This is a genomic window from Microbacterium salsuginis (assembly GCF_012524205.1).
In the GTDB taxonomy this organism is placed as follows: domain Bacteria; phylum Actinomycetota; class Actinomycetes; order Actinomycetales; family Microbacteriaceae; genus Microbacterium; species Microbacterium salsuginis.
Genome location: NZ_JABACI010000004.1, coordinates 119,500 through 132,136, shown reverse-complemented (window position 1 = coordinate 132,136; position 12,637 = coordinate 119,500). Strand labels below are relative to the sequence as shown.

7 protein-coding genes are annotated in these 12,637 nt (G+C 69.1%); 5 read left to right on the top strand and 2 right to left on the bottom strand.

All coding sequences use genetic code 11. The annotated features are described in order from the left end of the window. Positions 1-59 precede the first annotated feature (59 nt). The 4 genes from HF576_RS12490 to HF576_RS12475 all read left to right on the top strand — a co-directional run bounded on the left by HF576_RS12490 (position 60) and on the right by HF576_RS12475 (position 6,337). Entirely contained in the window at positions 60-1,049 is a 990-nt protein-coding gene (locus HF576_RS12490; RefSeq protein ID WP_168913162.1) for a LacI family DNA-binding transcriptional regulator, read from the top strand. Positions 1,050-1,170: 121 nt separating this feature from the next. Beyond that, positions 1,171-3,729, top strand: coding sequence for a GH116 family glycosyl-hydrolase (locus HF576_RS12485; protein ID WP_168913161.1), 2,559 nt, complete (start codon positions 1,171-1,173; stop codon positions 3,727-3,729). Next, complete coding sequence (locus HF576_RS12480) at positions 3,726-5,360, top strand: fucose isomerase (RefSeq protein WP_168913160.1); 1,635 nt, start codon at positions 3,726-3,728, stop codon at positions 5,358-5,360. The genes HF576_RS12485 and HF576_RS12480 overlap by 4 nt, the downstream gene beginning before the upstream one ends. Positions 5,361-5,368: 8 nt before the next feature. Then, positions 5,369-6,337, top strand: coding sequence for a hypothetical protein (locus HF576_RS12475; RefSeq protein ID WP_168913159.1), 969 nt, complete (start codon positions 5,369-5,371; stop codon positions 6,335-6,337). Between the two features lie 25 nt (positions 6,338-6,362). Here HF576_RS12475 and HF576_RS12470 read toward each other — a convergent pair whose 3' ends face one another. Next, complete coding sequence (locus HF576_RS12470) at positions 6,363-9,683, bottom strand: DUF5979 domain-containing protein (RefSeq protein ID WP_168913158.1); 3,321 nt, start codon at positions 9,681-9,683, stop codon at positions 6,363-6,365. A gap of 113 nt (positions 9,684-9,796) precedes the next feature. Here HF576_RS12470 and HF576_RS12465 point away from each other — a divergent pair, with 113 nt between their 5' ends. After that, positions 9,797-10,210 (top strand): MmcQ/YjbR family DNA-binding protein, encoded by a 414-nt coding sequence (locus HF576_RS12465; protein WP_168913157.1) that lies wholly within the window; start codon positions 9,797-9,799, stop codon positions 10,208-10,210. Between the two features lie 64 nt (positions 10,211-10,274). On the opposite strand, the gene HF576_RS12460 is transcribed toward HF576_RS12465, so the two are convergent. Continuing rightward, the gene (locus HF576_RS12460; RefSeq protein ID WP_168913156.1) at positions 10,275-12,596 is read right to left on the bottom strand and encodes an arylsulfatase; all 2,322 of its coding nucleotides are present in this window, start codon (positions 12,594-12,596) and stop codon (positions 10,275-10,277) included. Positions 12,597-12,637 lie beyond the last annotated feature (41 nt).

Sequence of the window (12,637 nt, the reverse complement as noted above, 5' to 3'; positions counted from 1 at the left end):
CTGTATTGTGGCCTGACCGGCGTGTCAACGCGCTCGGCCCGCAGTCCGACGGGAGCGCAATGGCGACGATCTACGAGGTCGCAAAGCTCGCGGGCGTGTCGCCCGCGACCGTTTCGCGCGTCTTCAACGGCATCGGCGTCTCGGATGAGAAGACGCTCGCGGTGCGCGAAGCCGCCCGGCAGCTGCGGTTCACACCCAACCGCACGGCGCGCACGCTGCGCAAGCAGGCATCCGAGGTGATCGCGCTGGTGATCCCCGACATCGAGAACCCCTACTTCACCGAGATGGCGCGTGGTGTCGAGGATGTGGCATCGCAGGCCGGCTATTCGGTCGTGCTCTGCAACACCGACGCCGACATCGACAAAGAGGCGACGTACCTGCAGATCGCGATCTCGGAGCACATGGCCGGAGTGATCCTGGCCGCCGCGTCCGATCACACCAACCTCGACGACCTGATGGCGATCGACCGCCCGGTCGTGGCGGTCGACCGTGGCACCGGCTACGACATCGACGGTGTGGTCATGGCCAACCGCACGGCGGGTCAGGCGGCGACCGAGAACCTGGTGCAAGCGGGTTATCGCCGCATCGCGTGCATCACCGGACCGCAGCACATCGAGACCGCGTACGAGCGCGCGCAGGGCTACCGCGCCGTGCTCGCCCGCCACTTCCCCGACGTCGACGCCGACGAGCTGCTGCGCTACTCGACGTTCCGCGTCGACGGTGGCCGTGAGGTCATGGAGGAGCTCCTCGCTCTGCCCGAGCCTCCGGACGCGATCGTCGCCGGCAACAACCTGCTGGGCGTCGGGGCGATCCAGGTGCTCACGGAGCACGACCTGACGCCGCCGCGCATCGGTGTCGCGGTCGTCGGATCGTTGCCGTTCACCACGCTGTCACCCAGCGCGGTGACGGTCGTGCGGCTCCCCGCGCGGCACATGGGTGTGACGGCGGCGAAGATGCTGCTCGAGCGGATCAACGGCGACGACCAGCCGGCGCGGACCGTCGTCCTGCGCAACGAGCTGCACGCCGCGCGCGCCGCCGTGCGTCCCTGATCACGGCGTTTCATGATCGGGCCGGTTTCGCGCGGTTGATCATGAAATCGATTTCGTTTAGAGTGAGCCGAGTCCCAGTGGACGCTGTACCGGCACCGTGACCCGATCGAGGAGGATCGACATGACGCGTCGTGCGCGAGGCATCCCGCACACCTCCGAACGCGCCGCCTTCCCGCTCGGCGGGATCGGCACCGGCAACGTGTCGCTGGGCGCGCGCGGAGAGCTGCGGGATTGGGAGCTCGAGAATCTCCCCGACAAGGGACGCGTCAATCCGTACACGTTCTTCGCCATCCACGCCGCGCCACGCGGCGGCGAGGCCGTGACGCGTGTCCTCGAAGCGCAGTCCACGGGCCGGCGGGACTGGGATGCCGGGTTCCCGTTCGAGCGGCAGGCCGGCCTGCCGCGACTGCGCGGCGCGACGATGTTCGGCGAGTACCCGGTGGTCGATATCGAGTTCGACGACGACGTCCTGCCCGTGGAGGTGTCGCTGCGCGCCTTCACTCCGCTCGTCCCGCTGGATCCCGACGCGTCGGGCATCCCGGCCGCGGTGCTGCGGTACAGCGTGCGCAATCCCGGCGAGCGCGCCGTCGATGTCACGGTCGTGGGCAGCGTCAGCCACACGGCCGGCCGCGGCGAGGGGCCGTTCGGCATGCGCGCCGCGCAGACGGTCCGGTGGCGCGACGAAGGCGGCGTGCGCGGCCTCGACTTCGGCATCGACCTGCCCGCGGACGACCTCGGCTACGGCACCCTGAGCCTCACCACGACCGACGTTTCGACGACGGCCAAGCCGCAGTGGGTCACGGGCTTCTGGCCCGATGGCCCGCGCCTCTTCTGGAACGACCTCTCGGACGACGGGATGCTGCAGCCGGAGCCACGACTCACCCTCGAGGATCGCCCCCGCGGCCTGTTCGCCGATTCCGCCTCCGCCGGCGAGATGACCGAGGCCGAGCTGTTCGAGAAGCTGCCGCGGCTGCGCACCGGCTCGCTCGGCATCGTGCATGAGCTCGCGCCGGGCGAGACCCGCGACTTCGAGTTCGTCCTCGCGTGGAGCTTCCCGAACCGGCACCGCTCGTGGCGCGGGCATATCGTGCCCGACGGCCGCGACGACGAAGGTGTCGTGCGCAACCACTACGCGACCCTCTGGCCGGACGCGTGGGGCGCGGCATCCCATCTCCATCGCGAGCTCGGAACGCTCGAGTCCGGTACCCTCGCGTTCGTCGACGCGCTCTACGGCGGCACCCTCGACCCGGTGATCGCCGATGCGGTGGGCGCGAACATCGCGGCCCTGAGGTCGACGACCGCTTTCGTCGTGGAGTCGCCGGCACCCGAGCTGGGCGCCGGTCCGGTGTTCGCCGCATGGGAGGGCTCGTTCGATCATGGCGGGTCGTGCGAGGGGACCTGCACGCATGTCTGGTCGTACGCACAGACGGCGGCGTGGCTGTTCCCGTCCCTCGAGCGCAGCGCTCGCCGCGTGGAGTTCCTGCTCGAGACCGACGACGCGGGGGCGCAGAAGTTCCGCTCCAACCGCGTGTTCGGCGGTCCGTCGTGGTTCATGGGTCCCGCCGTCGACGGGCAGCTCGGCACGTTCCTGCGCCTGCATCGCGAGTGGCGCTTCTCGGGAGACGACGAGTTCCTGCGTGAGCTCTGGCCCTCGGCAGCGCGCAGTCTCGAGTACGCGATCCGGGAGTGGGGCGCCGGCAGTGGCGAGCCCGCCTCCGGCCTGCTGAGCGGAGAGCTGCACAACACGTACGACATCGAGTTCCACGGGACCGAGCCCCTCGCGAACGGATTCTTCGCCGCTGCGCTCCGCGCGGGAGCTCGGATGGCGGCCCACCTCGGCGAGACCGATCGTGCGACAGACTGGCTCGCGCGTGCGGAGCGCGTCGCCGGACGCATGGACGAGCTCCTGTGGAACGGCGAGTACTACCGGCAAGTCATCGACGACGCCGACGCGCACCGCTATCAGTACGGCGAGGGCGTGCTCTCCGACCAGCTGCTCGGACAGTTCCACGCGTGGACCAACGGACTGGGCGATCTCGTCCCGCGGGAGCGGCTGCGCTCCGCGCTCGGCGCCGTCGTGCGGCACAACTTCCGCGCCGACCTGACCACGCACGAGAGCACGCAGCGGGTCTACGCGCTGGGCGATGAAGGAGGACTGCTGCTGGCGTCGTGGCCGCGCGGCGGACGTCCGGCCATCCCCTTCGTCTATTCCGACGAGGTGTGGACCGGCGTCGAGCACCAGGTCGCGGCATCCCTCGTCTATGCCGGGCTGGATGACGAGGCCCTGCTGATCGAACGAACTCTGCGCGCCCGATACGACGGCCGCACCCGAAGCCCGTGGAACGAGATCGAATGCGGCAACCACTACGCCCGTTCACTCGCGTCGTGGGGACTGCTGCTCGCCGTCAGCGGAGTGCAATGGGATGCTCCGGCTCGCACGCTCTCGTTCGCCCCTGCCGCGCCCCAGCTGCGCGCGCTGTTCACCGCCGGTGAGGCATGGGGGCGCGTCGAGATCGCCCCCGGGAGGGTCACCGTGCACGTGGACGGCGGACTCCTCGACATCGACCGCCTCGTCGTGCACGGGCACGAGGCATCCGGCCCCCTTCGACTGCCGGCCGGCGAGAGCTTCACCACTCGCGTCGCCGTGACCACCGACCACCCACTCCAGGAGACGACATGACGTACACCCTTCCCACCCCTCGAGAGCGGCGCAGCACCCCCGCGCGGACCGCGTACCTGATCGCGTCGGGCGACCTGCGCGAATCCGCCAACGTCGCGGGGTGGCCGACGCAGGTCGAGCTCGAGGCCGGCGTGACGCGGGTGCTGAACGATCTCGGCTGGCAGGTCGTGCGGGCGAACGATGTCGACCCCGAGTCCGGGCACGGCTTCATCTCGAGCCAGCGCATGGGGCTCGAGGTCTTCAAGACGATCCCCGCCGACGCGCCGCTCATCGTCGCCGAGGCCGTGTGGCAGTACTCGCACCACGTGCTGGCGGGCCTGCGCACCCACGAGGGTCCGATCCTCACGGTCGCGAACTTCGCGGGTGACTGGCCGGGCCTCGTCGGACTCCTCGGGCTGAACGCCGGGCTCACGAAGATGGGCAAGGACTACGCCACCATCTGGTCGGTGGACTTCACCGACGACTGGTTCGCGGCAGGATTGAAGGAGTGGACCGATACCGGCCGCATCACGCACGACGCCTCGCATGTGCGCCCGCTCGGCGACCTGCCGCCGACCCCCGAGGTGGAACTGGGCCGCGCTCTCGGCGATCAGCTGCTCACCGAGAAGGCCATCATCGGCGTCTTCGACGAGGGCTGCATGGGCATGTACAACGCCATCTTCGACGACGAGCTGCTCAACAGCACCGGCATCTACAAGGAGCGTCTCTCGCAGTCGGCGTTGTACGCCGAGATGCTGACGGTGACGGATGCCGAGGCCGACGCGGCACGCGACTGGCTGACCGATCGCGGCATGGTGTTCCGCTTCGGTACCGACGAGGCGACCGAGCTCACCGAGTCGCAGGTGCGCTGGCAGATGAAGATGTATGTTGCGGCGCTGCGCATCGCCGACGACTTCGGGCTCGACGCCGTGGGCATCCAGTATCAGCAGGGTCTGAAGGATCTGGTTCCGGCATCCGACCTCGCCGAAGGCATGCTCAACTCGACCGAGCGGCCGCCGGTGCTCTCTCGCGACGGCTCACGCGAGCTGTTCGCAAGACGGGCGTTCCCGCACTTCAACGAGGCCGACGAGGGCGTCGCGGTCGACGCGCTCGTGACCGACCGGGTGTGGCGCGCGATGGGACTGCTCCCCGACAACACGCTCCACGACGTGCGCTGGGGCGAGGACTACAACGGCCAGTTCGTGTGGGTGTACGAGATCTCGGGGTCGGTGCCGGCCTCGCACCTGGGCGGCTGGGACAAGGCCGAGGGCTGGCGGCAGCATCCGGTCTTCTTCCCCGCGGGCGGCTCGACGATCAACGGCGTCTCGAAGCCCGGCGAGATCGTGCTGTCGCGCGTGTTCATCGCCGACGGCATCCTGCAGGCGGATGTCTTCCGGGGCACCGTGATCGAACTGCCGGCCGAAGAGACGCAGCGCCGCAAGGACGCGACCAACCCCGAGTGGCCGATCGCCCACGTGGTGCTGCACGACGTCAGCCGCGACCAGTTCATGGCGCGCCACAAGGCCAACCACGCCCAGCTCGTCTATGCACCCGACGCCGAGACCGCCGACAAGGCGCTGATCGCGAAGGCCGCGATGTTCGACCGCATCGGCATCAAGGTTAACCTCGCCGGTCGCGTCCAAGGACTGTGAGCCGAGCGATGCCCGTGGATGCGGAAGGCCGGGAGTGGGCCGAGGCCGTGACGGAGCGCGGCTGGCTGCGTCCGGCCGCCGCCGATGGTCCGCGTGAGCCGCGCTGGGGGCACCCGGACGGCATGCAGCTCGGGCTGCATCCCCTGTCGGGACCCCGCGGGCTGCTGCGCGTCTACACCCCGTACCTCGAGCAGCCGAGGGAGCGTCTGCTCAACTTCATCGCGGTCGAACCGATCCCTGCCGGCACGACCGAGCGGGGGTACTCCGAGCTCGAACGCAGCCGTCTCGACGATCTGCCCGGGCTGCGGATGTGGTCGGCCGACGACCCCGCCGATGCGACGCCCCGCGACACCCGTGACCCCTCGCGCGGACGAGTGGCCGTCGCCGACGGGATCGAGACGCTGACCGTCGATGTGCTCGTGGAACCGTTCGCGAACGGCGCGGACGTGTGGGTGCGCGCCGTCTTCCGTGCGGACCGGCCGCACGAGATCTCGGTCGCGACCTACCGTCGTGACACGTCCGCCGCGCTCGATGCCTGCGTGCTCACCGCGACGATGGGCAATTGGGCGCGGCTGCGAACGCTGCACCTCGAGGGACGTGAGGTGACGGCATCCGCGCTGTGGCCGGAGTATCGCGACGTCCACTTCGCCGACCATGCCGCGTTCGGCCTGGACGACCTCGCGCGCGACGGCGACGCCGTGATCGTGTCGGCGACGCCCGATGAGGCCGCACCGCACCGTGCGGTCTACGCCCCGGGCACGCGCGAGCACTGGCACTACGTGGGCGCCCGCGCGAGGCAGTCCTGGCGCGCGGCCGATCCGGATCCCGGATTGGTCGCGCAGGTGAACGGTCGGTACACCTACTGGATGAGCGAGGCCCCGATTCCCGGAGGCATCGCCTTCGAGAACTTCGAGCTCGTCGAGCCCTTCCGTCAGGGTCGCGCATTCACCTTCGCTGTCGACCCCCTCGAGGGCTGAGGCGAGCGCACCCGTGCCGGCGACGTCAGCTGATCCTGACGCGCCGTCGTGCCAGGACGATGCCGAGGCCGGCGAGGATCACCGCGATCGCTCCCGCAGGCAGCAGCGGTGACATGCCGCCACCACCGGTGGCGGGCAGATCACGTGCATCGCCGGTGTTCGTGAGCGTGAGCTCTGCCAGGTCCTGGTCGCGCACCAGTTCCATCGGCAGCGTCACGATGCCGTCGGCATCCGGCACCAGCGTTTCACCGTTCACCGTCCAGACCGGGTCGCCCCACTCGATGCCGGGAATCTTGGGCAGCGCGCCTTCACGGCCCTGGATGATCGACCCGACCGCGAAGTACGGCGAGTAGACCGGGACGCCGGGCTCGAGCGCGACGTCCGGCTGGGCGACGTGGTCCCACCACCACTCGAGCGGGAACGTCGTGCCGGCGGGCAGGCCGCTCGCGGCATCCCCGTCGACGACCTTCGTCACCGCCCAGCGCGTCAGGTGCTCGACCGTGTTGGTGACCTCGACGAGGGGTGTTTCGTCCGCCCCGACGATGAGGAAGTGGCCGGGGTTCCAGGTCGTGCCCGCCCATTCGTTGCCCGGCGGCAGGGCCGAGGCATCCGGAGCCGCCTCGTCGAGGCGAACGATCGTTCCCACCGGGAACTCCAGGGGATCGCCCGCCTCATCGACCGGTCCTGCCGGCGTGCCGTCGGCGGGGATCTCGAAGCTGCCCGTGAGCAGCCCCTGACCGGGGACCAGTGCCGTGTACTCGATGGTGAACGAGTCGACGAGCAGCTGGGAAGCCTCGATGCCGACGAGGTCCTTGGCGACCTGGAAGGTGCCCGTCGTCACCACGGCGCTGTTCGTGAGCGTCGACGAGACCGTCGGCTCCCCGCCGGCGCCGATCACGAGCTGAGCGGGATCGAAGGTCGCATCGCCCCACGCGACGTGGCGCAGGCGCGGCGGCTCGAGTTCTGTGAATGTGACGACGGTGCCGTACGGGAAGGTGAGAGGCTCTCCGTTCTCATCCAGGGGGCTCACCGGCGTGCCGTCCGCGGGAAGCCGCACGACGCCGCTCGAGACGCCGCCGAGCGGGGTGGTGGCGGTCCACTCGACCGAGAACTCGGTACCCGGCGGGAGGTTCTCGCCGGCTTCGCCCTCGAACGCCTTCGACAGGGCGAATGTGCCCTCGTTGAGGCTGTTCGCGACCTCGATCACGACATCGCCCTCGGTTCCGAGGGGGATCTCGACGATCTGGTCGAACCCTCCGGAGGGGTACTCGGTCGTCACGCCGTCGACGTCGACGATGAACACCGGTTCGGCCCAGGCCGAGGCATCCGTCGGCTCACCGTTCAGCGTGGGCACCTGCTCGGCGAGGTCGAGGGTCTCGCTGCCGGTCTCGAGGTCGAGGATCGTCACGTGGTCGCCCACGGGCAGGTCCACCGGCTCGCTGCGCGTTCCCGGCGGGTCCACGTTGTAGGTGACGGTGTAGCCGTAGGCGGGATCGGATGCCTCGCCCTCCGCCGACTTCACGATCGTGATCGTGCGCTCGTCCACCGGCGAGATCGCATTCGTCAGTCCGACCGCGACCACTGCGCCGTTCTCGTCGATCGTGAACGTCTGACCGGGGCTCCAGGCGACGCCCGACCATTCGTACCCGGCCGGCGGGTCGATGCCCGAGAGATCCTCGGTCAGGCTGATCTCGGTGCCGACGGGGAAGTCCTGCCCGACGGCGACCGGCGTGCCGTCGAACGGCACGTCCAGCGTCCCTGCGCCGATGTCGACGCCGTCGTAGACCGCGGTCCACGTGACGGGGACGGTCGCCTGCGACGGGTCGCCGCCGGCGCCGCCCGACACGTCCTCGATCGTCTTGGACACGCTGAAGGTCCCGGATTCGACGACGGGCGTCGCGGTGTTGCTCACGACGATCTCGGCGGTGCCCGCTCCGACGATGAGCGGGTTCGGCGAGATCGTCGGCGTCCCCCACTCGAAGCCCGGCACGCTCTCGGGCGCGATCTCTTCGAACTCGATGCTCGTGCCCAGCGGGAACTGTGCCCCCGCCGCGACCGGGCTGCCGTCGGCCGGCAGCTCCAACGTCCCTGTCACCACGGTGTTGTCCGGTTCGGTGGCGGTGTAGTTGAGGGTGAACGTCGTGCCGGCGGGCAGCTCAGCCGGTTCGATCCCATCGAGCGACTTGCGCACCGCGAAGCTGCCGCTGTCCGCGGTGCAGCTGAGCTGACCCGCGAACAGGTAAGAATGCACCTCTCCGCCCGCGATCGTGACGTTCTGGCCCAGCACCTGGCCCTCGAGCGGCGCCGCGGTGACGGTCACGTCGGCGGTCGGCGCGTAGATGGATCCGTCGATGCGTCCGCCCTCGGCGGCGGTGACCGAGACCGGCCCGGTGACGGCGGAGAGATCCCACAGGATGTACGGGGAGTACCTGCCCGCGGGATCGGAGCGAGCACCCGTCACCTCGGTGGTCCCGGCGGCGACCTGGATGATCAGGGGGTTGGCCAGGCCCGGGGTGGGGCCGGGGGAGTACTGGATCAGCGCGGTTCCGGCGATGTCGGCATAGTCCACGATGTTCGGCTGATCCGGGCTCAGCGGCTCCAGCACCACCCGCGACCCGGCATCCTCTGCCACACCGACGGGGTGGCCCGCGCCCGTGGGCAGGCCCGCGAGGCAATCGGCGGCCGCCGCGTACGAGGCCTCGGCATTGGCCTCCACATAATCCGCGACCGCCGTACCGGACGTGTCGGAGGTGTAGATGCTGCCGCCGCCGACCGCTCCCGCGGGTGGTGACGCATCCGCCGGGTACTGCTGGCTCGTGGCATCGATGAGCGGCGTCTGGTCGGGGTTGGCGGGGTCGGTGTTGAGCCGCAGCCAGTCGGCACGCGCGAACGGCTGCCATGGTCCGTCGCGCTCGACCATCTTGAGGTCGCCGTGCAGCGACGGCTCGGTGGTGCCCGCGCTCGTGATGGCGAGGATGCCGGTGCTGGCTTCGTCGTAACTGCCGACCAGGAACCTCGTGGGGTCGCCGTCGACGGTCGGCAGCGTGTAGTCGCCCGTTCCCGCCGCCACGTGGATGATCGAGTACGTGCCGCTCGAGCCCTGCACGGTCGCGGTGCCGCCGACGGCGATGCTGCCCTCTGTCTCCTGGTTCAGCAGCAGCGCGTCCTCGCGGGCGTAGACCGTGAACCCGCCGTTCATGCTGAACGGGTTGAACGTGTCGGGATATGCCGCATGGGCCGGCGTGGCCAGCGTCGCGTCGAGGGCTATGGCACCGGTGGCTGCCATGAGGACGGCGACAGCAGAGGCCACCGCGCGCCGGAGGGACAGTCGTCGATTGCGGCTCATGTCAGGGGATCCGTTCGAGAGCGTCGGGGCAACTCATGCCAGTACACCACAGCGGCTTTCCAAGCTCCACGGTCGCTCTTTCGTCACGGCGACCCGGGAACGATGATGGTGGCGTGGCCACTCTCGACGATGTCCGCGCCATCGCGGTGGCGCTCCCGGGTGCCGAGGAGCGCGTGGAGGGACACCGCGGCGGCGCCTCGTGGCGCACTCCCGCGGGCATGTTCGTGTGGGAACGCGGAGCCACGCATCGCGACGACGAGCAGCTCGCCGCGCTCGGGCGGTCGTGGCCGGCAGGGGTCGTCGTCGGCGTCAGGGTCGACGGGCCGCAGGTCAAGGAAGCCCTGCTCGAGACCTACCCCGACGTCTTCTTCACGATCCCGCACTTCGACGGCTACCCGGCCGTGCTGGTCCGGCTCGAGACGATCGAGCCGGACCTGCTCCGGGAGGTCATCACGGACGCGTGGCTTCTCAAGGTGCCCAAGCGCACCGCGAAGGAGTGGCTCGCCGCCCACCCTCCCCGCGCCTGACAGGAAGGGGGCCGGATGCCGCGGCATCCGGCCCCCTCGGAACCTGCTGTCTCGTCCGCCCGGACTACTCGCGGGCGAATGCCGCCTGAGCCTCGAGCTCGAGATCGAGGTATTGCTCCTCGCTGACGTCGATACCCACGCCGAGCAGCTTCCCGTTCGTGAAGGGGAACGGGTTGGCGTACTGGCTGCTCACGGCATCCGCGCTGTCGAAGCCGACGCACAGGCCGTCGCCGCACAGCGTGAACTTGCCCACCTGCGCGCGCATCGGCCCCTCGGCGACGACCTGGTCGTCGACGTAGAGCTTCGCCGTCCCGATCGACTCGCCATGCTCACCGGCGCTCTCGCGGATGAACTCCATCCCGAGCGCGTGTGGTCCCGCGGTCAACGGGCCGGACGTGAACGTCTGCTCCGGCGGGATGCCGAGGAAGTTGTACACGTAACTGAGCTTGTTGTCCTTGATGAACAGCGTGTGACCGCCGAAGCGCGAACCATGCGCGAAGATCACGCCCTGCGTTCCCTCCTCGACGACCACGTCCGCGATGATCTTGAACGAGCGGCCGCGCACGCTGACGGCGACGCCCTCGGGAACCGCCGTGGCCCCCGGGTAGTAGATGTAGCGGGTGCGCGGCGGCTCGGGCACCGGCCGGGGCGTGGTCGCCAGCTCCAGTGCAGGGCGGCCGTCCAGCGGGTAGACGTGGTTCTCCTTGGCCTCCTTGTCGAACAGCTCGATGAGCTCGGCCAGCTTCTCGGGGCATTCCGCCGCGAGGTCCTTCGACTCGGAGCGATCCTCATCGACGTGATACAGCTCCCAGCGGTCATCCTCGAAGCGGCCGGGGGTGAACGGCGCGTGGATGGTCGACGCCTTCCAGCCGTCCTTCCAGATGCCACGCGTGCCGAGCATCGAGTAGTACTGCACGTGCTTCTCGGTGGGGGCATCCGGAGCCGCGTCGAAGGAGTACTTCATCGACACTCCCGGCAGTGGCCGCTGCTTCACCCCGCGGTACTCGTCGGGGAAATCGATCCCGATGACATCGAGAATGGTCGAGACCACGTCGACCGAGTGGTGGTACTGGTGACGGATCTCGCCCTTGGCCTTGATCCCGGCGGGCCAGTGGACGATCATCGGGTCGCACGTGCCGCCCGAGAACTGCGCGTAGCGCTTGAACATCTTGAACGGCGTCGAGAACGCCGCAGCCCACCCGGTCGGGTAATGGTTGTACGCCTCCGGTCCGCCCAGCTTGTCGATCATCGACAGGTTCTCGGCAAGGTCGTCGGGGAACCCGTTGAAGAACTTGTTCTCGTTGACCGAACCGTCCGGGCTGCCTTCGCCCGACGCTCCGTTGTCGGCGCAGTAGAAGATGAGCGTGTTGTCGAGCTGGCCGGACTCTTCGAGGTAGTCGATGACCCGTCCGATCTCGACGTCGGTGTACTCGCTGTAGGCGGCGAACACTTCGGCCATGCGGCTGAACAGTCGCTTCTCATCGTCGGACAGCGAATCCCACGGCTTGACGTCGTCGGCGGGATTCGCCGCGTCGTCGGGGAGCGGGTTGAACTCGGTGAGCTCGGTGTCGGCGGGAAGGATGCCGCGGTCGACCATGCGCTCCAGCACCCACGTGCGATAGGCGTCGTAGCCGTCGTCGAACATGCCCTTGTACTTGTCGATGTACTCCTGCGGTGCCTGGTGCGGGGCATGGTTCGCGCCGGGGCAGTACCAGGTGAACCACGGCTTCGACGGGTTCGACGCCTTCTGGTCACGGATCATCCGGATGGCCTGATCGGCGAGGTCCTTCGACAGGTGGTAGCCCTCCTCCGGTGTATACGGCTGCTCGATGAACCGGTTGTCTTCCACCAGATCGGGGTACCACTGGTTGGTCTCCCCGCCGAGGTAGCCGTAGAAGCGGTCGAAGCCGATCGCGAGCGGCCACTGCGACTTGCTGCCGCCGGATGAGAGGTCTTCCTCGGGGACGTTGTGATTCTTGCCGACCCAGAACGTCGAGTAGCCGTTGTCCTGCAGCACCTGGCCCAGCGTGGCGCATTCCTTCGGCAGACGTCCGGAGTATCCGGGAAAGCCGTTCGTGGCCTCCATGATCACCCCCATGCCGTTGGCGTGGTGGTTGCGCCCGGTGAGGAATGTCGAGCGTGTGGCCGAACAGATCGACGTCGTGTGCCACTGCGTGTAGGTCAGGCCGTTCTCGGCGAGCCGGTCCAGCGTCGGCATGTTGATGCGGCCGCCGTAGGGCGACCACGACGCCATGCCGGTGTCGTCGTAGAGCACCACGAGCACGTTCGGTGCACCCTCGGGTGCGCGCGGCAGCTCGTACGGCGACCAGTCCGGGACCGAGTCCCGCACGTCGAGGTTGATCGTCCCGGTGAACTCCTTGGCCATCGTCACTCCTATCGCCTGGATCGCCGCGCGAGGGAGCGGCG

Excerpts from the sequence above, each read along its gene's own strand:
- HF576_RS12480 (WP_168913160.1), top strand. The coding sequence starts at position 3,726 with ATGACGTACACCCTTCCCACCCCTCGAGAGCGGCGCAGCACCCCCGCG.
- HF576_RS12490 (WP_168913162.1), top strand. The coding sequence starts at position 60 with ATGGCGACGATCTACGAGGTCGCAAAGCTCGCGGGCGTGTCGCCCGCG.
- HF576_RS12460 (WP_168913156.1), bottom strand. The coding sequence starts at position 12,596 with ATGGCCAAGGAGTTCACCGGGACGATCAACCTCGACGTGCGGGACTCG.
- HF576_RS12470 (WP_168913158.1), bottom strand. The coding sequence starts at position 9,683 with ATGAGCCGCAATCGACGACTGTCCCTCCGGCGCGCGGTGGCCTCTGCT.
- HF576_RS12475 (WP_168913159.1), top strand. The coding sequence starts at position 5,369 with ATGCCCGTGGATGCGGAAGGCCGGGAGTGGGCCGAGGCCGTGACGGAG.
- HF576_RS12485 (WP_168913161.1), top strand. The coding sequence starts at position 1,171 with ATGACGCGTCGTGCGCGAGGCATCCCGCACACCTCCGAACGCGCCGCC.